Origin of the sequence: Eubacterium ruminantium (assembly GCF_900167085.1) — a bacterium.
In the GTDB taxonomy this organism is placed as follows: domain Bacteria; phylum Bacillota; class Clostridia; order Lachnospirales; family Lachnospiraceae; genus Eubacterium_Q; species Eubacterium_Q ruminantium.
In genome coordinates, this window is sequence record NZ_FUXA01000008.1 from 128,581 (window position 1) to 152,230 (window position 23,650).

The 23,650-nt window shown below is 35.8% G+C and carries 12 protein-coding genes; all 12 read right to left on the reverse strand.

Going from position 1 to position 23,650, the window contains the following annotated elements; translation table 11 throughout:
* Positions 1-54 precede the first annotated feature (54 nt).
* Positions 55-9,507 carry a Spy0128 family protein gene (locus B5D25_RS07140; RefSeq protein ID WP_078787272.1) on the reverse strand — a complete coding sequence of 3,151 codons (9,453 nt, stop codon included), beginning with the start codon at positions 9,505-9,507 and terminating at the stop codon, positions 55-57.
* 281 nt (positions 9,508-9,788) lie between these two features.
* Complete coding sequence (locus tag B5D25_RS07145) at positions 9,789-10,481, reverse strand: hypothetical protein (RefSeq protein WP_078787273.1); 693 nt, start codon at positions 10,479-10,481, stop codon at positions 9,789-9,791.
* A 32-nt stretch (positions 10,482-10,513) separates the two neighbouring features.
* Positions 10,514-12,631 carry a putative bifunctional diguanylate cyclase/phosphodiesterase gene (locus tag B5D25_RS07150; protein ID WP_078787274.1) on the reverse strand — a complete coding sequence of 706 codons (2,118 nt, stop codon included), beginning with the start codon at positions 12,629-12,631 and terminating at the stop codon, positions 10,514-10,516.
* 282 nt (positions 12,632-12,913) lie between these two features.
* Positions 12,914-13,471 (reverse strand): Fe-S-containing hydro-lyase, encoded by a 558-nt coding sequence (locus B5D25_RS07155; protein ID WP_078787275.1) that lies wholly within the window; start codon positions 13,469-13,471, stop codon positions 12,914-12,916.
* Between the two features lie 96 nt (positions 13,472-13,567).
* The gene (locus tag B5D25_RS07160; RefSeq protein WP_078787276.1) at positions 13,568-14,407 is read right to left on the reverse strand and encodes a fumarate hydratase; all 840 of its coding nucleotides are present in this window, start codon (positions 14,405-14,407) and stop codon (positions 13,568-13,570) included.
* 4 nt (positions 14,408-14,411) lie between these two features.
* Entirely contained in the window at positions 14,412-14,609 is a 198-nt protein-coding gene (locus tag B5D25_RS07165) for a hypothetical protein (protein ID WP_078787277.1), read from the reverse strand.
* 20 nt (positions 14,610-14,629) lie between these two features.
* Positions 14,630-17,224, reverse strand: a complete 2,595-nt coding sequence (gyrA, locus tag B5D25_RS07170) for a DNA gyrase subunit A (protein WP_078787278.1) — start codon at positions 17,222-17,224, stop codon at positions 14,630-14,632.
* An 11-nt stretch (positions 17,225-17,235) separates the two neighbouring features.
* Positions 17,236-19,152: a DNA topoisomerase (ATP-hydrolyzing) subunit B gene (gene gyrB / locus B5D25_RS07175; protein WP_078787367.1), complete on the reverse strand. Its 1,917-nt coding sequence runs from the start codon at positions 19,150-19,152 to the stop codon at positions 17,236-17,238.
* Between the two features lie 79 nt (positions 19,153-19,231).
* On the reverse strand, positions 19,232-20,320 hold the full coding sequence (gene recF, locus B5D25_RS07180) for a DNA replication/repair protein RecF (protein WP_078787279.1): 1,089 nt from the start codon (positions 20,318-20,320) through the stop codon (positions 19,232-19,234).
* Positions 20,321-20,331: 11 nt separating this feature from the next.
* Positions 20,332-20,544: an RNA-binding S4 domain-containing protein gene (locus tag B5D25_RS07185; RefSeq protein WP_078787280.1), complete on the reverse strand. Its 213-nt coding sequence runs from the start codon at positions 20,542-20,544 to the stop codon at positions 20,332-20,334.
* 82 nt (positions 20,545-20,626) lie between these two features.
* The gene (gene dnaN / locus B5D25_RS07190) at positions 20,627-21,742 is read right to left on the reverse strand and encodes a DNA polymerase III subunit beta (RefSeq protein WP_078787281.1); all 1,116 of its coding nucleotides are present in this window, start codon (positions 21,740-21,742) and stop codon (positions 20,627-20,629) included.
* Between the two features lie 381 nt (positions 21,743-22,123).
* The gene (gene dnaA / locus B5D25_RS07195; protein WP_078787282.1) at positions 22,124-23,524 is read right to left on the reverse strand and encodes a chromosomal replication initiator protein DnaA; all 1,401 of its coding nucleotides are present in this window, start codon (positions 23,522-23,524) and stop codon (positions 22,124-22,126) included.
* Between the last annotated feature and the right edge of the window lie 126 nt (positions 23,525-23,650).

The following is a 23,650-nucleotide window of genomic DNA, read 5'->3' on the forward strand; positions in this document are numbered from 1 at the left end:
TGATCATCTCATACCGGGTCACTTGATCATTTGACATTACGACCTTAAATAATGCTATTTTCGGTCATTCTTTTTTCTTCTGCTGATAAGGACTATACCTCCGAAGGAGGTGATCATAAGCATGAACATCAGAAGGAGGTTTGTACTATCTCCTGTCTTAACGCTGTCCACAGCTGTTTTAACCTTATGATCCACCATAACAAGTTCATCGGCTTCGACTACCTTATCACCATTATAGACAAGAACCTTACCGTATTCTCCGACTGCGAATTTGATATCCTCAGCCTTCTCATATCCGTCCGGTGCCTTATCTTCCTTGAGTGTATAAATTCTCGATCTTTCAAGACCGTAAATTCTTACCTCTGATTTACCTGAAGTATAGCTATAAACTACTTCTCCATTATCATCAACGATATATAAATATGCACCTTCCAATAAGTTATTGTCGTCATCAACCTTCTTAACGGTTGTCTCGTTGATCACATTTTCGAATAAGGCCTGATCAATATTTTCGCCCTTACCCTTTATAACATCTTCAATAGAATCTGCCTTAACATATTCCACTGTGGTCGACATTGTTGAATCGCCATTATCATATACATCAACGATTACATAAACAGGTTCTGCAGTATACTGAACGTATGCCACATCGCCTTTAACTTCGCTGATTCTGTAATAATGTGTTCCTGCTGACTCAAGGTCATAATTTACAGCAGGGAATTCGAATCTGCCTTCTTTATCTGTTCCTGTTTCCGATAATGACTTATACTCTCCGTCAACATATTCTTCAAGAGTGAATGTATATTCATTCTCTAAGATCTGTCTCTTCTTAAGATCAAGATCTATGAACTTAACAGACTTGACTCCTTCAAATGAAACCTCTGCGGATGCGCTGTAAATATTCTTAAATACAACATTTTCCACACCCTTTTCATTTTCATCTGTTATAGCAGCTGTAACATTAAGCTTTCCATTTCCGGCATCTTCTACCTGAAGTGTTACATAATAAACAGCTTTGTCATATTCTACTCCCGGAACAAGTCCGGCTTCTTCAGGAATAACTTCGCTGAGCTTATATTTATATGTTCCTGTTTCGTCCTTCTCTTCATTCTTTTCAAAATGAATTGTATTGAACTTAACATTTCCTGATGCATCACAAGTTGATTCATCAATATAATCATTTCCTTCATTAACAGATTCCAATCTGAAACTGAACTCATCTGCCTTAAGATCTGCACCTTCAAGGATCTTTGATGCTTCGAGATTTATTTCTCCTTCAGCAGAGTATTTATTTACAAAATCAGCTCCTTCTTCATCCTTGGTTAATCTGTAAGAAGTATCATTCTTCTCGGCACCTGTAACATCAAGAGTTATGGTTCCGTCTTCATTATCCACTGCTTCAACTGTGATGTTATATGTCGCATCATCGTATTTATATCCTTCAGGAACAGGATCAGGGATAACTTCCTTAACTGTATAATTATGAGTTCCGATATATGAATCATTGTCATCCACAAAGAATCTTATATCATCAAATACAACATTTCCGTCATCATCATTTGTTCCTGTTGAAACTATGTTGTCTCCTTCAAGGATAACAAATTCAAACTGTCCTTCCTCTATGTCTCTTCCCTTAAGTTCCTTACCGACTTCAAGTTTGAAATTTGCTTCGGATGTGTATTTATTTGTAAATACTATATCATCCGTTATAATTCCATCCTTGTCGCGAATTGTTTTAAGGACAGACAATGTGCCGTCTCCGGAATCCGAAACTATCGCATCGAGTGTATAAACCGCCTCATCGTATGTCACTCCTCCAAGGGATCTGTCTTCCGGTTTAACCTCACTTATCTCATAGTGATAAACGCCTGTCATATCGCCCGATTCAGCATCTTTACTGAATGTTATATTTTCAAATGCGATATTACCGCTAGCATTATTTGTTCCTGTAAATACTCTTCCTGTTGCAGTATTTTTGCCGTCAACAACCTTATATTCAACAGCCTTAAATGAAAATTCATCATCATAAAGCTCTCTACCGTTAAGTACCTTGCTGCCTTCAAGTGAAACCTCTCCGTAAGCACTATACTCATTTATGAAGTTTGCATCTCTTCCTTCAGGTAAAGTTACTTTATATGTAAGTCCTGAATCGTCGATAGCCGCACCGCTTGCAACTATTTCAAGTATTCCGAAACCGTTGTCTGTTGCATTTACGCTGATGCTGTATGTGCTGTTATCATATACATAACCCTTCGGAACAGGGTCAGGAATACGTTCCTTGATAACGTAATTGTGTTCACCCTTATAACTTTCTTCACCATCTATATAGAATTTTATTTCGTCGAAAGTTATATTTCCATTCTCATCATTTTTGCCTGATGAAATGATTTTTTCACCTTCGTAAATATCAAAAGTGAACTGCTCGTTATCAATATCTCTTCCCTTAAGAAGCTTTGTAGCTGTATATGTAAGGCTTCCTTCTGCATTATATTTATTGGTGAAATCAACGCTGCTTACTTCTTCATTACTACTGTTAACCATTCTTTCATTGAGATTTAAGGTTCCGTCGCCGTTATCTTCCGGACTCAAATATAAATAATAAATCTCATTACTGTATGTAACTCCGGCTCTGTCAACAGCTCCGAAATCACTAGGCTTATACTCTTTGATAGTAACCAGATAATTATGGCCAACACTCGATTCATTTAATGTAACAGACTGGAATGTGATCGTTCCGTCTCTATTCAGTACACCGACCTGCTGATTCAGAGCTAAAGGTGTTAAGGTACTATCACTGTTAAGCTCGTAGTATGAAGCGATAACAATACAATCATTTTCATCTATAAAGCTTCTTCCAAGCATTGTCTTTTTACCTGAAAGGCTAACTGTTCCATATGCCTGGTAAGTGTTCACAAATGCTGCCAGTCTACCGCTATTCTTAGTTACTTTATAAGTATCTTTAGCATTTTCTACCTTATCTGCTCCTGTAACATCAAAGGAAATAGTTCCGTCATCATTTGCAGAAGCATTTACTCTTACAGTATAAGATGTACTGTCATAAACTACACCTTGATATGTATATTTATTATTCTTTAATTCAGCACCATCAGGAATTATTTCTTTAACAGTATATGTATGATTTCCGAGATTGCTGACAGGAGTATTACCTGTGTTATCCACATAGAATCTTATATCTGAAAATTCTATATTTCCGTTGGCATCATTTTTACCTGTTGCAACGACGTCACTGCCTTCATATACCTCAAATGTATATTCATCCGCTGTAAGATTTTTTCCTGTAAGTATCTTATCTGCTGTAAGCTTAAGATTTCCTTCGGCATTAAATTTATTAACAAATGCAATTTCATATGCGGTTTTGCCGTTTCCATCCTCAATGCTCTTTCCAATACTTAACGAACCGTCTCTGTTGTCGCTGATTGTTGCTTCAACAACAAAATGCTGATCACTGTATGTTACGCCGGCCTTATAATCTGCATCAGTTGCAGCAGGTATCTTTTCATAAATATCATAAATATATTTTGATCCCGCATCCTTTTCACTGTATGAGAAATAATCACCGGTTTCTGTACCTGATGTATATGTTCCGTCAAAATCAATAGTTCCGTCAGCTTTTGAAGTACCTACTTTTACTCCTGTTGCAACAGTGGATTCCACTCCTTCACTATCAACCTTTTTAATGTCGGCAAGGAATGTATAATCACCATCACTCATACTTCTTCCCACGAGCTCTTTTGTTCCCTCAAGAGAAAGTCTGCCTTCGGCTACATAAATATTTGAAAAACTTACATCATTCTGATCTGTAAGAACCGTTCCGTTCTTCTTGTATGTAACTTCTTTTTCAAGTTTGTTATCTGCTCCGATTTTGAGATCAATATGTACATCAATTACTGAGTTATCATAAATCGTACCATTGTAAATATATCTTCCCGAGCCATCATCTAACTTAGTTGCCTCTTCCGGAATCTGCTCCTTGATGTAGTAATCATACGAACCTAACTGCTCAAACTTGAGAGTATTAAACTTGATAGAACCGAAGTTTCCGTTCTTTACACTCTGAACAACCGTATCATTACTTGCATCATACAGGAGGAATGTATAATCACCTGCTTTGATATTATGTCCGCTGACTCTCTTTCCTGCAGAGATATCTACATCCATTGCTGCTGAATATGTATTGATAACCTTTGTTGTTCTTGTTCCACCGCTTCGAACAGAATCAGACACGCGGATCATATTGCCGTTAATACTATCAGCACTTTTGTTGGTACTGATCTTGCACTTAAATCCTTCTATATCTTCATTTGTCTCGTAAATTCTGTATTTTCCTGTAGGAACATTACCAATCTTAAATCCGTTTTTAATACTGTTATCAAATGTTATGCCATTTCTTGTTTCACTTGCTACGAACTTTCCTAAAGCTGCATCCCAAACTGCAATAGCATATACATCGACCCTCGAATCATCTTCAGCAAAGCCATCTGTTACTTTAAGTGTAAGTCCGTCAGGAATATCCATAGTTTCTTCAGGATTTTCCGAAAGAACCATGTTCTTTGTAATCTCGATCGATCCGTAAGGTGTATTAATATATGTAACAGTATCTGTTTCAGAAGCTGTTATAGTACCTGAAGCAACATTGCCTCTTTTACGTATATCACTATCTACGTCATCACTGTCAGTAATACGACGTTCAGTCTTAAATCCGTCATCACCGATCTCAGTAACCTTATAGTTTGCTTTATCAGGAATTCCCGTAATAGCATAGGTTTCATCTGCCTTAAGATAGATAACATCTCCGCTGTAATATTTTGACTTAGTCTTAGTACCCTTCGCATCAGTTAAAATGGCATCAAAAGCTTTTTCATCATTGCCATCATGGAAAATATTACCGTTTTCATCAGTGATCATTGCTGTGAATCTGAATTCATTATCTGCATAATCACTAATGCTTCCGACATCAAATTCAATTAATTTAGCAATAACAAGGTTTCCGTTTGAAGATGCATTTTTAAACATATATGTATTGTCGCTGTTATCAAATACAAGAGTCTTCTGTCCGTCAAGGCTTGTTATTGAAGAGATAAGACTTCCTTCAATATTTACCTTATAAACTGTTGTATCTATCTGATAATCAACAGGTGCTTTTGTCTCTTTCATGTAAAGAGTCATTTTTTCAGAAATCTCAATATCTGAAAATCTGTTTACACCCGGCTCGACTTCTTCGGAATCCGCGATCTTTTCCTTGCATGCTTCATCGCTGTATAAAGCGAATGCCGCTCCCTGTACAGTAACATCGTCACTGCTCGCATCAACCTTCTTTATATCAAATTGAAGTTTTGAGTTGGAAATACTAAGTGTCGGTGTTGCTGTTCCGCCTATTTTTATTATGCTGTATTTATCTTTGTTGATATTTATATCATTAGGGCTGCCTGATACAGTAGGATTGATACCCTGAACCGATGTATAGTAATAAATCGGTGTTGTCTTCAGTGTATATCCATCAGGAGCCTTTACTTCTTCAAGCTTATACCATGTTTTGTCAGCGATAACCGGAATAGGATCCTCTCCGCACATAGCATTGCTCATAGTCAGTGTTCCGTCATCAGGATCGGTTGTGAAAAGTCCATCACTTGAAGATGCGTTGGTTCTTTCTTTCCATTCCATACCCTTAGAATCATAATAATATAATTTAAATGAAGCGCTAAGGAACTTAGTCGGTTCATCCGCATCATATTTCTTGAGCTTTATCTTGAATGCTTCCGCGTTAGCACCTGACTGATATGAATTAGTAAATACTCTTGACTCAAAATTTACTTTAACATTCTCGTCTTCAAGAATCTTAGCTGTATTTCTGATTACCTGAACATTTTTATTCGGCTTAACAATAGCATCATAATTTACCTTATACTTTGTAGCCGTATTTTTAACAGTAACTTTAATATTAAGTTCTCTGTTATCTTCATCATATGTGATCTTGTAATCCCCTTTATCCATATCTTCCCAGCTTTTCTGGGTCGTATTGAATGACTGAACCTTAACCGTATCAGCCTCTAAAGTGAGATTATCACTCATCACATCATTTATAGTGAATTTATCTCCTGCATTGATATTGAAAATATTTCCCGCATCCGGTGACAAGGTGTCCACTATAATTTCAAATGTAGGTGTAAAATTATTTTCTTCTTTTGCATCATTAACTATCTTCTTTGTGATAGCATCCGATTCAACAAATTCTACTGTATCACTTCCAAGGAAATCCTTGCTTATTGTTTCCGTTCCCGGAACATTCTTCTCATTATAGAGATATACCGCATTACTTAAGATATCCTGTGGATTCCAGCCGGATACATCGATTCTGTATACCAGGTACATATGTTTAAACTTCTGTCCCGATTCACCGAAAAATCCGGTTCTGTTATCAAAATTCATCAGAACAGTACTGCTTCCATTGTCCTGATTATCAACATCAATACTTATAAATGAATCACTTCCGGAATACTCCGAATCAGGGCTTCCGTTATTACTCCAGATGACTTTGCCGTCAACACCCGGTTTACTTCCGCTGTCATCCATAAGTATTATGCTGGTCGGATTGAATTTAACACCTGAGTAGGCAATCTTATCCTTTAATTCATATTCTGCACTTTCTGAATTCATTGAACCGTTTGGATTGATTTCTACAAGGTAATCTGCTGTTTTATTATCCTTATCGTAATTAGTTATCTTTTTAAGGATATTTGCTTCAACATCATGCTTACCGATGTAGTAGCTTGCTGAAGCACGGGCAATTTCCTTATTTTGGTCATAGTAATATCCGCCCTTTGCTTTATCATAAACTCCCTGATAAGCCTTCACGTAGTTGATATTTTCAAAAAATTCCTTGCCGCTTGTTGCACAGTAATCAGGCAATGCCTTTATAAGTTCAGGATTGATCTGAGTCCTGTAATTGATATCGATAGTATAATCTTCACTCTTTTTTGGGAGTTCTTCGATATAAAATCTTAAATTCTTTGGAGTCCATGTATAATGATCGGCAAAAAACGTGTCGTTATAGCCTCTGTAATTATGATCTCCAAGATACTGTCCTCTGTAACTTCTATCCGTTGTATAAAGGAAAGAAAAATAAGATCCCTGCATAAATGTATTGGGAGCTACATATGTTTTTCCCTGGTAACTTGAAAAATGTGAGAAATATGCTGTCTCCCATGTAGGGTTATTATTTGTGATCGCATACTTTCTTTTATCACTTGTATCTAATGAATCACCAAATACACCCTTAAGGTTCTCAACAACTTTCTGTACATCTTCATCTGCCGATTCAGAAGATATGGTAAATAACTGATCTGAAATCTCCCACTCATATTCAGCAGTTTCCTCAACACTTTGATCTGAGTTTTGTATTCTGTCATATGAGACAAATGGTACATCCGGGAACCAATCCCCATAATAACCTGTGTGTTTAACGTCTGAAACTTCTCTATCTGATACCCACTTCTCAGGAAGGTCATCAGATAAAATTATATGGTCGAAATGAGAATTCTTCGGAACTGTTACGCTGATATGCCAATCAACATAGTAATTACCTTCACCATCCTCATAGATACCGTAATTTTCCTTATCAACTTCAAGAACCTTTTTATATGGATTCATCCATCCTATTCCCGGACCACGTGGATAACCTTCTATTTCCGTATACCACATTCTCGCAGAGTTCTTGCTACCCATATCCGTAATACTTGCTGTTGTATAATAATGCAAGAGATGGAATGTAGGCTTCTCATCGAGAGGCGAGATCCATAAGAAATCATTTGCATTTTCACTTGTAAATAACTTGCTGCTGACATTTTCATTTGTAAGATTTGCAACACCAAGCTTTGTCTTTAACTTATTTCTGAGGTCTGTAAGATCTGCTGATGTTCCGTTAAGGATATTCTCCATTGCAGTCTTTTCAGAACCCCTGTAAAGATTACTTCTGAGTTTATTAAATACATCCTCATCGAGTACAACCCACTCGAGAGTTTTCTCTGTTTCATTTGTACCATCATCGGAAGATACATACGGAGCCTGTGTCATATCATATTTTACAGTTCCGCCTTCTTCATAGTTTGTGATCTCGTCACGAACTATAGATCCTCCCAGACTGTAGAGTCTGCTGCGGTTAATACCGATAGTGTAAGGAACAAGAACATTTTCTTCATCGTCTGACTTAAATGCATCTTCTTTGGTCTTATAAATCCAGTCTGTTCTTGGACTGAACATACCTTCAACTTCAACCTCCGATTCAGCATCAGTAAGAGGCGATCCGTTCTTGTCATAGATAACATATTTACCCTTGGCAGTATTTACATATCCAGGTAATAATCCGGTAGCATCAGAAGTTAAAGCTGTTTTTTTATCAACAACAACTTCATATTTAATCTCAACATATCCATCCTTTGGAATGCTGATATTATCGATAGTCATCTCTGCAGAATTAGCTCCTGCATTAGCTCCGACATCGGAATAATTATAATATTTTTCGCTTACTCTTGAACCGTCCTGAGAATAAGCGCTTACCTTTATATCCTTCGAAGCATTCTGCGAATCTTTGTATCCGCCTTTATATAATTTTATATATGTTGAAGTATATTTGTCTGAAAAAGTAATATTATTGATTTCATAATTTTCCTTATCAGCACGCATGATAACAGTGAACTCGGCAAGACTATCTCCGTTTGCCTGTTCAACAAAAGATGTGAGGCTTTTTGAAATATGTAACTGTGAGAGATCAAATAAAATGGTCTCATCTCCGTCTTTCCATTTAATAGGTACCGATGCAAGATTCTCCACATCATCCCAATCTGCTTTCAATGTGAAAAATGCAACTACATTGTCATAGTAGCCCGGGAAAGTGATATAGATAATATCATCCTTAACATAGTAACTACCTATTATCTTACCGTTGGTATTACGAAGATCTTCCTGATCATCTTCGCTTCCGATATCACCGATAGTGATATGCTCCGGTAATTTGTACTTGTAATTAAGACCATGATCTTTAAGATTGATTCTGCTTAATGCAAAATCCAGATAGAGTGAAAAACTTTTGCTTGGATTAAGTTTTTGCACATGATCATATTCACGACCATCAACGTTTATCCTATGTGTATTAAGATATTCATTGATATCATAGAAATCATCTTCAGAAGCATTATTTATATTCCTGATACGTTCTTCGTCTTCAAGGAAATATCTTCCGTCTGCTTCTGCTCCGGTGCCTTCTTCTTTCTCAATAGCTTTCTTATCAATAGTAAGCTGTTCTCCTTCTTGCAGTGCGTCACCGGACGTCGCACTGTCGGCGTCTGTTGCTGTTGCAACAAATTCATTTCTTTTCGGAGTTCCTCCTCTTTCTTTAGCGTTGGCGCCTCCGGGATAAACGTTTCCAAGACTTGAAAAGGTCATTAAAAACGCTAGCAGCGTAGCTGCTAGTTTCTTCTGAATCAGTCCCATCTTTACTCCTTTTAACCTTCAAATTAATTAAATCATCGCAGAGAATTATCCCTCACCTATAATTCTCTACACACACTTACATACTATATCTCAATTTTAGATAGATATCAAACCGAATTTTTGTGTATTTTATCCAAACATTATGAATATTTGCCGATTTATTATTTAAGATTATTAAGGAGCTTTATGTTACTTGTTGTTGTATATGATTATTATATTTTATTATTGTACTTGTTGTTAATCGTACTTGTTGTTGTTTATTATTGTTTATCGTAATTAAATTACTTAAAATTTTTGAAATATCCCATATCCTGATCGATCTTAGCCTTATCATAAGAACTGATGCTTATAGAATATTTAAAACGTCCTTCGCCCCAGAAAATGAACCTGTCATACATTGTCTTTCCATCATAATCCGTAGAATATTCTATGGCCAGACATTCTGTTCCAAGGAAATTAGTCTTTATGACATTAACATCATTTATGCCTTCGGTTTCTTTATAAACTTCCTCCATTATTTTAATCTTCTTTTCATAGTTCTCATCTGTAATCTTTGAATTTGTATCAAGATCATATGTAAGATAGATATTGATCATTTCCGGCTTTGACACATCATCATTATGCGCGAAATAAATAAGAGGATCGCCTTTTGTATCACTACCGTCACTATTTACAAATCTTTCGGTAAGCTTTTCGTTGGTAAATTCTTCTTCGCTCACATTATAATTAACAGCTAATTCTTTTTTGGAATATGTTGTCCAATTTTCCGGAATATTTAACTCAAGATTAGCTTTTTCAATTATATATTTTTGGCCATCTATCGCTCCGATATCAGCTGTATCATTACTATTATCTGCCTCTGCTGTAATTTCATTTGCTGCCGGTTCATTGCTGCTCTTTCCTTTGCCGCATGAGCAAAGTGACAATAAAACTGTTATACAAATACCTGCAAATAATATCTTTTTTCTTCTCATTTTCTTATCCTCGATTTAAATATGATTCTTTTTTAATTCTTTGAAGGATCCGTACTCATTTTTTCTCTGTATTCTTCACCCGGCATAGGTTTCGCATAATAAAATCCCTGTATCATGTCACAGCCTTCGCCGGCCAGGAAATCAACCTGTTCTTTAACTTCAACACCTTCAGCAACAGTCTTCATTTTGAGATTTCTTGCGAGTTTTATGGCCTCGGAAACTACTATCTTTCCTCGTCCGTTTTTCTCATCTCCTCTGAAAAATTCCGCATCCAGCTTAAGTACGTCCAGTGGCATATCTTTTAATGAATTGAGTGATGAATATCCCGATCCAAAGTCATCCATGGATACCGAAAATCCGTACTCCTTAAGTTTATTTATGGTTCGGATCATCGCATCCTTATCATCAAAGAATGCACTCTCTGTAAGTTCAATTTCTATATATTCATGAGGTGTTCCGGCTTTATCAACAATATCTCTTATCTGTTCAGCCAGATCACTTTCCACGAAATGTGCTCTTGAAACATTTACCGAAACAGGAACACATTTTAATCCCTCATCAAGCCATCTCTTCTGATCTTTTGCCACATGCGAAATCATATAATGATCGATATTTGTTATAAATCCATTCTTCTCAAATATAGGAATGAATTTTCCCGGACTTACAAATCCCAGTTCATGTGAATTCCATCTGATCAGAGCTTCTGCTCCCTGAAGTTCATTTGTTCTAGGATTATATTTTGGCTGATAATAAACTATGAATTCTTCATTTCTGATGGCTCTTTCCTGATTTTCCTGAACAAGATCGATCCACTTTTCTTCCTCAAGAAGGCTATTATCGAAAAATGCTATTCCATTTTCTTCAGCTTCAGGAAGGGTATTTCTTGCCGTGCATGCATTATTATACTCATCTTCCAGATTGAAGTTCCTACGTTTCACAGGTTTTCCTGACTCATCAACACTCTTTCCTATAAGACTGATTCCTGTCTGGAAACCGAATCTGTGACCGGTATTTTCATCATAAATCCTATCTATCCATTCCCTGATCCTTTTCTTTAATTCCTCAACATCATCATATTTGAGGATAAGAGCGAAATTCGATGAAGTACTATGTGAACATATTTCATCCTTCTTTATATCCGTGGAAATTATCCTATTTACGTTCTGGAGAAGTTTCTCACCTTCTTCTACGGAATGGCATAAACAGTAATTTCTATACTTCTGGAGAATTATATTTACTACAGCATATTTCTGCTTCAAAGCATTCTTTTTCATTAAAAGCTGCTCACCTTTAATGAGGAACCAGGTCCAATTTTTTCCGCCTGTCACAACATCTTTGAAGAAATAATTTGTTATCTTTCTCTGCCTATGGATATTACCGATCATCCTAATAAACATGGCTATGAAGAAAGTAACCATAGCAAGGGAAATGAGAATGATTACGACAATAAATATAATAAAATCTCTCTCCCTGACGCTGATAATGGCTTTTACATACATCACATTATCATTATTTTCCGATCTGTATATCATCCATATCGGAAGATTTATCTCATAGACTTCATCGTCATTCAGATCATCCATATCCTCACCCGCCGGTTTATCCTCCGCCGAATCTTTGACTGATTGATTATCAACCTTCTTTTTTCTTCTGGCTACTACAACACCGGAATATGAATCTTCATCATTGATAATATCTAATATTTCCCCTAGCTTGATTCGAAGGTTTTTATCCTTCGTATAGAAAACATCTACCTCATTATCCATACAGGCAGTAACGTTCTCATCATGACCGGATATATATAACTCCTCATTTTTATTACTTGAAGTTATATCACCCTTTTGATGAATGACTTTTCCCTCTTTATCTTTAATATAATAATCCCTATTATATTCATCCAGGAATTTGTAAACTTCATTTTCATCAATTGAAGCAGACTTATCATAAACTTTATACATGGATTCAACATACTGATATTCGGAATTAAGCTTATTGTCAAGAATATATGCTATAAGACCCGTTACTGAATAATAAAGAATTAATGCCAAAGCAACCAATGAAACAGTAAGAAAAATAATGGGTCCGATTATCCTTTTTTTCTTTATATCTTTATAGATTTCTTTTCTTGTGATTTTTTTGGAATCTGCCATTATGCTGTTCCCCCCATTCTTACACCATAATATAACACTTTATCCACTGTTAGTGGATTTCCTAAATTTCCTATCCTTATCCCAAAATCTTTAATATACAGAAGTTGATAAATCATATTTTGATCAATATTTTTATCTATTTGATATATTTAATACATAGATACATTTTACCATATATAAATGTTTTCTAGCATATTATTTTTCATTCAAATAATCCGGGTATAAATAATAAATTCTGACAGCATCATCTGATAAAAATATTATTTATACCCGGAAATAAAGTTATTTATTCATTTTTTTGAAGTCTTCTACGGCAGTTTCATACTGGTTATTACCTTCACTGTCTACGATTACTATGACAGGAAGATCTTCAACATAAAGCTTTCTGATTGCTTCTGTTCCAAGATCATCATAGGCTATTACTTCCGCACTCTTGATACATTTTGAAAGAAGAGCTCCGGCTCCACCTATTGCTGCAAAATAAACTGCATCATTTTTAACGATGGAATCTATAACTTCTTTGCTTCTCTTTCCTTTTCCTATCATTCCTTTAAGGCCTTTTTCAAGAAGAAGCGGAGTGTATTTGTCCATTCTGCTTGAAGTTGTAGGTCCTGCAGATCCTATAACCTCTCCCGGTCTTGCAGGAGTTGGTCCAAGATAATATATAAAATTATCTTTAAGATCAATAGGAATATCTTCGCCATTATTAAGTGCTTCATAAAGTCTCTTATGTGCTGCATCTCTGGCTGTATAGATAGTTCCTGTTATATATACATAATCACCGGATCTCAGTTCTTTTAATTCCTCAGCTTTTGCCGGAACTGTAAGATTTCTATTCATTTCATTTCCTCACTATAGTAAAGCTCTGAATCCGAGCATATGTTTAATGCTCTTCATAAAACATCTGACTAAAAGTTTCTACTGTCTTTAAAAAAATTAAAGTGTTACACTTGCATGTCTGTCAACATGACAACACATATTGATAGCAACTGGCATTCCCGCAATATGTGTAGGATAAGTCTCTATATTAATAGCAAGTGCTGTAGTACTTCCGCCAAGTCCAGCCGGACCTATACCAAGCTGATTGATCTCTGAAAGTAATTCTTCTTCAAGCTCTTTAATGTGCTGTAAATTAGATCTTTCAGAAATATTTCTTGTAAGAGCCTTCTTTGCAAGTTTTGCTGAAAGCTCAAAATCACCACCGAGTCCTACACCAACAACGAATGGAGGACAAGCATTTGGTCCTGCCTCACTTACTGTTGTTATAACCGCTTTCTTAATGCCTTCAACACCATCTGCAGGCTTAAGCATAAAAAGTCGGCTCATATTTTCGCTTCCGAATCCCTTTGGAGCTATAGTAATTTCCAACTTATCTCCCGGAACTATATCATAATGAATGATAGCAGGTGTATTATCCTTGGTATTTTCTCTTAAAATAGGATCCTTAACTACAGATTTTCTAAGATATCCTTCTGTATATCCCTTACGAACACCTTCATTTATGGCATCTGTAAGATTACCGTTAATATGAAGATCCTGACCGACATTTACGAAAAATACGGCCATACCTGTATCCTGACAAATAGGAATACGGTTCTCATCGGCTATCTTCATATTATCAATAAGCTGTTCCAAAACCTGTTGTCCGAGCTTACTTTTCTCTTCTCTTGCAGAATCCTCTATATGTTTTTTAAGATCTTCTGCAAGATAAAGATTAGCTTTAATACATAATTTACTGACTTCTTCTACAATTATGGATGTATCTAATTCTCTCATATCACTAACCTATAAAATCGTCCTTTTCTGCACCGGTTTTTCTTCTTTTTCTGTTCTGAATATAGTTATTCAGCTTCAGTGAAACATAAGCAATAAATAAGATTACAAGTAATATACCGATCCAGTAAGCAGCTGCTTTTAAGAATTCTTCTATGTTATGTGTATTTGAAAGATTTTCAAGATTATCTTTAAAACCGTTCATATTTACCTCTCTTATAATTCTTATTCTTTATCATCGGTTTCGTCGGATTTTTCCTCTTCCGTAACCTCTGTATCAACAACTTCTTCTGTAATCTCTGAATCATTTTCATTATTAGATTCATTTATTGTTTCATCCGGTTCTTCACCATTTACTCCCGGTATTCTAATCTCTTCTCTAACCTTTGCAATACCTGCAACCGAAACATTGCTGTCTGCATCGATCTTCATAAGTTTAACACCTGAAGTATTTCTTCCTGTCATTGAAACCTCATCACACTTAATCTGGATAATGATTCCTTCATTTGTGATAAGCATAACTTCATGATCAGGATTTACAGCCTTAACACCTACAACATCACCTGTCTTATCAGTGATCTTATAGCACTTAACGCCCTTTCCGCCTCTCTTCTGAAGAGGGAATTCTTTTCTGAGTGTACGTTTTCCAAGACCATTCTCAGAAACAATAAGAAGTGCTTCACCCTGGGTAGAAAGCTGCATACCAACAACCTCATCACCAACTGAAAGGTTCATACCTCTTACACCCATAGCGCTTCTTCCGGTACTTCTGATATCTGTATCCTTAAATCTGATACATACACCATACTTGGTTACCATGAAGATTTCTCTTGTATTATCTGTAGTCTTAACTTCTATAAGTTCATCATCTTCCTGCAGAGTCATGGCAATGATACCGTTCTTACGGATATTTGCATATTCTGTCTGAGGTGTTTTCTTGATGATACCATGTTTTGTAACCATGATAAGGTATTTATTCTCGCTGAATTCCTTAAGTGGAATAACTGCTGTAACATGTTCCTCAGGATCTAACTGAAGGAGATTTACAATAGCTGTTCCTCTCGCATTTCTTCCTGCTTCAGGAATCTGATAAACCTTCATCTTGTATACTCGACCTTTATTGGTAAAGCAAAGGATATAATGCTTTGTAGTAGTCATAAGTATATCTTCGATAAAGTCTTCTTCAAGTGTCTGAACACCCTTGATTCCTCTACCACCACGATTCTGTGCATGGAAATTATCAACGGAAGTACGCTTAAAGTATCCAAGATGAGTCATAGTAAGAACTGCATTTTCTTCCGGAATAAGATCTTCATCAACAAGTTCATCTTCATCTTCTCCGATTGAAGTTCTTCTGTCATCACCATATTTATCTGCTATAAGCTGCATTTCATCACGTATAACTCCAAGAAGTATCTTCTCATCTGCAAGGATTGATTTAAGATAACTGATCTTTGCAAGGAGTTCCTTATATTCTGCCTCTAACTTCTCTTTTTCGAGACCTGTAAGAGCACGAAGTCTCATATCTACGATTGCCTGAGCCTGAGCTTCTGAAAGACTGAATCTTTCGATTAAGTTTGCTTTTGCTTCGGCAACATTAGCGGCAGCTCTGATTATTCTTATAACTTCATCTATGTTATCGATAGCGATAAGGAGACCTTCAACAATATGAGCTCTCTCTTCTGCTTTATTTAAATCGAACTGTGTTCTTCTTGTAACAACTTCTTCCTGGTGCTTAATGTAATACTTAAGCATGTCCGGAAGACTTAAAACCTTAGGCTCGTTATTGACAAGAGCAAGCATATTTACGCCAAATGTATCTTCAAGCTGAGTATGCTTATAAAGGTTATTTAAAATGATGTTTGGATTCGCATCACGTCTTACCTCTATAACAACTCTCATTCCTTCTCTTGATGATTCATCACGAAGGTCTGTGATACCGTCAACTCTCTTGTCTTTTACAAGGTCTGCTATCTTTTTGATGAGCATAGCCTTATTTACCATATATGGAAGCTCTGTAATAACTATACGATGCTTTCCATTCTGCATAGGCTCTATCTCTGAAACGGCACGAACCTTGATCTTACCTCTACCTGTTCTGTATGCTTCATTGATACCTCTGACACCAAGGATCTGCGCTCCTGTTGGGAAATCAGGTCCTTTAACTATCTCAAGTATCTCTTCAATATCTGTTTCTCTTTCCTCATCGATACGGTTGTTGATCATCTTAACAGCCGCAGATGTTATCTCACGAAGATTGTGAGGAGGAATATTTGTTGCCATACCTACGGCAATACCTGTTGTACCATTGACAAGAAGGTTTGGATAACGGCTAGGAAGAACTGTTGGTTCTTTCTCCGTCTCATCAAAGTTAGGTATGAAATCAACAGTATCTTTGTTGATATCAGCAAGCATTTCCATGGAAATCTTAGTAAGTCTTGCCTCTGTATATCGCATGGCAGCAGCACCGTCTCCATCCACAGAACCGAAGTTTCCGTGTCCGTCAACCAGTGGATATCTTGTATTCCATTCCTGTGCAAGCTTAACAAGCGCATCGTAAATAGAGCTGTCTCCATGTGGATGATACTTACCCATTGTATCACCGACAATACGTGCACATTTTCTGTGAGGCTTGTCAGGTCCATTATTTAATTCGATCATTGAGTACAGAATTCTTCTCTGTACAGGTTTAAGTCCGTCTCTGACATCAGGAAGTGCACGAGCAGCGATGACACTCATTGCATAATCGATGTATGAGTTTTCCATAGTCTTTTTCAGATCTACTTCACGTACTTCATCAAATATCTTATCGTCATCCATTTTATGACCTCCTAAATATCAAGATTCTTAACGAATCTGGCATTCTCTTCAATAAATTTCTTACGTGGTTCAACCTTATCACCCATAAGAGTATTAAATGTAAGGTCAACCTCTGTTTCATCGTCATCATCTATAGAAACTCTGAGAAGTATTCTCTTCTCAGGATCCATAGTTGTATCCCAGAGCTGTTCAGCATCCATCTCTCCAAGACCTTTGTAACGCTGAACCTTATTATTCTGATCTCTTCCTACTTCATCGAGGATCTTTGCAAGTTCATCATCGCTGTATGCATACCAGAATTTCTTATTCTTCTCCAATCTGTAAAGAGGTGGCTGTGCCAGATATACATGTCCCTGTCTGATAAGTTCAGGCATGAATCTGTAGAAGAATGTAAGAAGAAGTGTTGCGATATGAGCACCGTCAACGTCGGCATCGGTCATGATGATGATCTTATTGTATCTTAACTTCTCTATATCAAAATTATCATGAATACCTGTACCAAATGCAGTGATCATTGCCTTGATCTCGGCATTTTCAAGTATATGATCTATACGTGCTTTCTCAACATTAAGGATCTTTCCACGAAGTGGAAGAATAGCCTGAGTAGCTCTGTTACGTGCTGTCTTAGCCGATCCGCCGGCTGAATCTCCCTCTACTATGTAGATTTCGCATTCTTCGGCATTTCTGCTTGAACAATCCGCAAGTTTTCCTGGAAGAGCCATTGATTCTGAAAGATTTGTCTTTCTCGCAACATCTCTTGCCTTTCTCGCTGCTACTCTTGCTCTCTGCGCAAGGATAGCTTTCTCGATAATGATTCTTGCAACAGCAGGATTCTGCTCAAGGAAATAAACCATCTGTTCAGACATAACACTTTCTACAGCAGTTCTTGCTTCTGCATTTCCAAGCTTCTGCTTTGTCTGTCCTTCAAACTGTGGCTCCTCGATCTTTACACTTATGATTGCTGTAAGACCTTCTCTTAAATCATCTCCCGAAAGATTATCATCCTTCTCCTTGAGATAATTATTGGTTCTTGCATAATCATTAAATACCTTTGTAAGAGCAGCTCTGAATCCTGTAAGATGCATACCACCTTCAGGTGTAATGATATTATTAACGAAACTGTAAACTGATTCGTTATATCCATCATTATGCTGAAGAGCTACTTCGACATTTATATTATTCTTATTGCCTTCGCAATAAATAACTTTATCATATAGCGCTGTTTTTCCCTTATTAAGGTACTCAACAAACTGTTTAATACCGCCTTCGTAATGGAAAGTATTGGTCTTTACTTCCTCAGGACGAAAATCTGTAAGAGTTATCTTGAGATTCTTTGTAAGGAAAGCTGTCTCTCTAAGTCTTACCTTAAGAGTATCATAATCATAGATAACATCATCAAATATTGTTCCATCAGGTTTAAATGTAACCCTTGTTCCTGTCTTATCTGTTTCACCTACAACCTTAAGATCATAGCAGACTTTACCTCTCTCATATCTCTGCTGATAAATCTTACCTTCACGTGAAACCTGTACCTCTAACCAGTCAGAAAGAGCATTTACAACAGACGAACCTACACCATGAAGTCCGCCGGATACCTTATATCCTCCACCGCCGAACTTTCCACCGGCATGAAGTATAGTAAATACAACCTCTACTGCAGGACGTCCTTTTTTCTTCTGGATTCCTACAGGGATTCCTCTTCCGTTATCTTCTACCGTTATGGAATTGTCTTTGTTGATAAATACATTTATCTCAGAGCAAAATCCTGCAAGAGCCTCATCTACAGAGTTGTCTACTATCTCATAAACAAGATGGTGTAGTCCTCTGGATGATGTACTTCCTATGTACATACCCGGTCTTTTTCTTACAGCCTCAAGTCCTTCAAGGATCTGAATCTGTTCTGCGCCATATTCTGCTTCCTGATTCATATTCTGTTCCCTCTGTTCCTTATTCTCTTCCACTGTTTCCTCCTAATTGTCTTTCATAAAAGAAATAAATTAAATACCGCTAAATACTCTTCAAAGTAGCTTTGCCCTCTTTGATGTAATATATTTTATCAATACTTATACGTTCTTTTATGAAATCATCGTAACCTGTACATGTTATGATCGTCTGAACATCTTTTATTGTATTTAATAAAGCATTTCTTCTGTTTGTATCAAGTTCTGACATAACATCATCCAGAAGAAGCACAGGATTATCATTTATAATTTTTTTTACAAGTTCTATCTCTGCAAGTTTCAGAGATAAAGCTGCTGTTCTCTGCTGACCCTGCGAACCGTACATTCTGACATCCATATCATTTATAAAAAATGAAATATCATCTCTGTGAGGTCCATATTGAGTACTTTCATACTTACAATCAACAGATCTTTTTTCCTTCAAAATATCTTCGTAAGACTCTTCATTTATTGATTTGTTGTATTTTATCTCAAGCTTTTCCTTACCGGATGTAAGCCCTTGATGAATATCAACAACAATCTCTTCAAGCATATTTATAAAGTTTTCTCTTTCTTTGATAACCTTATATCCATACTTTGCAATCTGCATATCCCATACATCAAGCGTATCTATAAGACTTTTATTGAAATGAATCTGCTTAAGAAGATTATTCCTTTGGTTAAGTATTTTATTGTAATTAGCAAGATTACTGTAATAAAGCCTGCTTAACTGACATAATTCCATGTCCATAAATCTTCTTCTCTCGACAGGACCGTTTTTTATAATTGAAAGATCCTCAGGAGAGAAAAATATAATATTAAGCAGTCCAAATAATTCAGCAATCTTTCTGATTGGAAGACTGTCCACAGCCACACCTTTATTCTTATTTTTCTTAAGATGCATATCTATTCTGTGAGATATGTCATTCTTATTTACCATAAGTCTGATGTGAGATTCTTCCTTCTCAAACATGATTATCTCTTTATCTCTACTGTTTCTGTGAGACTTTGTCGTAGCAGCCATATAGATTGATTCAAGTATATTGGTCTTTCCCTGTGCATTATCACCATAAAGGATATTGGTTCCTTTACTCAGATCAATATCAAGATAATCATAGTTTCTGTAATTATTTAATGCTAAAGATTCTATAAACATTATCTCTAACCTTATTTTTTTATCTCAATTGTCTGGCCTTCATATTCAACTGTATCGCCATCATAGAGTTTTTTACCTCGTCTGGTATCAACTTCACCGTTAACTTTTACAAGTCCATCCTGTATAACTTCCTTTGCTTCCACACCGGAACCTACAAGACCACACGCCTTAAGTACCTGACCGAGTTTTATGAATTCTTCTGTTCCTTTTATCTTTATTTCCATATTCACACCATCTGTTGATATTTTTTTATCTGAAATACATTCTTCAAATACCGGATATTCTATTTACATCCTATCATTTATCTTAGTAAATTGATGTATTGATGTTGATTGGAAGAATTATATAAATATAACTTTCCTCAGCATCCTTTATGATACAAGGACTCTTTGAATCATACATATAAATATTAACTGTATCATCGTCGATAGCACGAAGAGCATCCATAATGAACTTAGGATTAAATCCAATAATTATCTCTTCACCTTCCTTGGTAATCTCAAGTTCTTCATTAAGAGAACCGATATTTGTATCAACACGAAGATACATATTGTTATCATTTTTAACACTTACAACTATAGGCTTCTTGTCTGTCTCCTGAATGAAGATAGAAGCACGGTCAATAATTGCCATAAGATCTCTCTTATTTGCTTTAACAACAATCTTATGATCTATAGAAAGCATCTGGCTTATCTTGAAATATTCACCTTCGATTAGTCTTGATACTATTCTTGTATCCTCAAACTCAAAAAGAATATGATTATCAGAGAAGAATATAGATACTTCATCATCTATTCCTCCTGAAAGTATCTTACTTACTTCCTGAAGAGTCTTTCCCGGAACAACAACTTTAATATCAGGATTTTCTCCCTTAAGTTCTATATTTCTCATTGAAATTCTATGACCATCAAGAGAAACAACTGAAAGCTTATTGTTCTTTATCTCAAAACATTCACCTGTCATGAGTCTTGTATTCTCATTATCGGAAATAGAGAATATTGTCTGTCTTATAACATCACGGAGTGTCATCTGCGAAATTGAAATACTTTTTTCTTTTTCTATAACAGGAAGATAAGAAAAATCTTCTCCTGATCTGCAAGGAACAACTGCCTTTGTCTTTTCACAGTAAACAGTAGTCTTATAATCTGAGTTTGTCTCAATATCTATCTCACTGTCAGGAAGCTTTCTTACAATATCAGAAAAGAACTTAGCTTCTAATGCTATCTTTCCTTCTTCTATGATAGTTCCATCTATAAATGTTTCTATACCAAGTTCAAGGTCATTTGCTATAAGTTTGATTCTTCCTCCTACAGCTTCTACTAAGATGCACTGGAGTATTGGCATAGTTGTTTTATTAGAAACAGCTTTTGATACGATACTAATTCCTTCCGAAAGAATACTTTTTTTACATTTGATACGCATGTGACGAACTCCTTTATTATTTAAATAATTTTTAGTAGTAATAATAGTAAGGACTGTTGATATGTTGAAAAGTCCCGTAAGCGTTTATTTTATTGAAAAATCATCATAAAAATGTCTGTTGAAGAATTAAAAATTTAAAGTTGGTTAATGTTGATATTTGAAAAATCATGTAATTTGGACTTCAAAAAACGTGAAATCAATTAAATATATATTTGTAAAATAACAATTAATTGTCAGATTATTGTAAGTTATCAACACTTATCAACAATATATCTACAAACATGTTTATAACTTTGTTTGTTTACTAATCTTATAAACAATTTACATCAAAGATCATATATAAGTAAGGCATTTCGTCGGACTTTCCATGAATTGCTATACTTACCCCTGAGGACTCAGCTTTTTGATGATCACATCAACAGTGGCATTAAACTGAGAATCTTCTTTGATTTTTTCCTCAATCTTCTTTATACCGCTGTAAACTGTTGCATGGTCCTTGCCTCCAACTGTATCTCCTATCGACTGAAGACTTCTGTCAGTAAGATTTCTGCTGAGATACATAACAAGCTGCCTTGCTGTAGCTATATCAGCACTTCTTTTCTTTGACTTTATATCTTCTATCGAAATATCCATATGATCCGCAACTGTTGAAAGTATAAGATCCGGAGTTATTACAAGTGAAGTGGTTTCCTTTGAAATAAGATCCTTAAGTGTATCTTTTGCAAGATCCTCTGTAATATCCAGATTCATAAGTTTTGCATAGACACTGATCTTATTTAGTGCTCCTTCAAGTTCTCTGACATTTGAAACAATATTTTCAGCAATGTAATTAAATACAGAATCAGGAATGCTTGCCAGTCCGTTGAGCTCTGCTTTATTTCTAAGGATTGCCATACGTGTTTCGTAATCTGGAGCATGAATATCTATAGGAACTCCCCATTCAAATCTTGAACGGAGTCTTTCTTCAAGTGATTTTATTTCCTTTGGTGGTTTATCAGAAGATATGATAATCTGCTTCTTTGCTTCATAAAGATAATTGAAGGTATTGAAGAATTCCTGCTGAGTTCTTTCACGACCTATTATCTCCTGGATATCGTCTATAAGAAGTACATCAACTCTTCTGTATTTATCTCTGAATTCATCTGTTTTATTCTTCTGAATAGCATCAATGATATCATTTGTGAATATCTCTGATGTTGTATATAAAACATTTGTATTTTCATCATTCTGTAAAATGTAATGAGCGATAGACTGCATAAGATGAGTCTTACCAAGTCCGGATCCGCCGTAAATAAAAAGAGGATTGAAATTATCCTGGCAAGGAAGATCCGCAACCGCAAGACAAGTTGCATAAGCATGCCTGTTGCTGTCACCGACAATGAAATTTTCAAAAGTATATTTAGGATTGAGATTAGACCTTTTAACGGCATCATAATAACCATCACTGTATTCACGGTGAAGTTTTGATTCAATACCTTCTATACCATTTTCTTCATCTTCAGGAATAAAGTTTTTCTTTTCATCGATAACGATATTGACATCAGAGTCATTTAATATCTCTCTGATAGCGGAAAGAAGAAAAATGTCATATCCTTTTTTATGAAGATAATCAACACCATGCTTGCCTCTTTTTTCATCAACACAGAAATAGATAGTCTTATCATCTGCAGAATAGATTTCAAGAGTCCTTATCCAAGTGTCTATGATTATCTTTGATATGTCATAATCGGTCTCAAGTATATGAAGAATATCATTCCATTTTTCTTTAATTAGCTCTTCCATAATAATATAAGTAGATACCTTTCAATTCTTAGTAAAATGGGAAATATACCCATTAGATATAATACATCAAAAGAGGGAAATTAACAAGCAAAAACAAACACTTACAGCATATGCAGGTGTATTATT

What these genes read in the sequence shown, in the direction of transcription:
- B5D25_RS07155 (WP_078787275.1), bottom strand. Translation starts at nt 13,471, where the DNA reads ATGAATAGAAATCTTACAGTTCCGGCAAAAGCTGAGGAATTAAAAGAA.
- B5D25_RS07140 (WP_078787272.1), bottom strand. Translation starts at nt 9,507, where the DNA reads ATGGGACTGATTCAGAAGAAACTAGCAGCTACGCTGCTAGCGTTTTTA.
- B5D25_RS07185 (WP_078787280.1), bottom strand. Translation starts at nt 20,544, where the DNA reads ATGGAAATAAAGATAAAAGGAACAGAAGAATTCATAAAACTCGGTCAG.
- dnaA (WP_078787282.1), bottom strand. Translation starts at nt 23,524, where the DNA reads ATGGAAGAGCTAATTAAAGAAAAATGGAATGATATTCTTCATATACTT.
- gyrA (WP_078787278.1), bottom strand. Translation starts at nt 17,224, where the DNA reads ATGGATGACGATAAGATATTTGATGAAGTACGTGAAGTAGATCTGAAA.
- B5D25_RS07165 (WP_078787277.1), bottom strand. Translation starts at nt 14,609, where the DNA reads ATGAACGGTTTTAAAGATAATCTTGAAAATCTTTCAAATACACATAAC.
- B5D25_RS07150 (WP_078787274.1), bottom strand. Translation starts at nt 12,631, where the DNA reads ATGGCAGATTCCAAAAAAATCACAAGAAAAGAAATCTATAAAGATATA.
- B5D25_RS07160 (WP_078787276.1), bottom strand. Translation starts at nt 14,407, where the DNA reads ATGAGAGAATTAGATACATCCATAATTGTAGAAGAAGTCAGTAAATTA.
- gyrB (WP_078787367.1), bottom strand. Translation starts at nt 19,152, where the DNA reads ATGAATCAGGAAGCAGAATATGGCGCAGAACAGATTCAGATCCTTGAA.
- recF (WP_078787279.1), bottom strand. Translation starts at nt 20,320, where the DNA reads ATGTTTATAGAATCTTTAGCATTAAATAATTACAGAAACTATGATTAT.
- B5D25_RS07145 (WP_078787273.1), bottom strand. Translation starts at nt 10,481, where the DNA reads ATGAGAAGAAAAAAGATATTATTTGCAGGTATTTGTATAACAGTTTTA.
- dnaN (WP_078787281.1), bottom strand. Translation starts at nt 21,742, where the DNA reads ATGCGTATCAAATGTAAAAAAAGTATTCTTTCGGAAGGAATTAGTATC.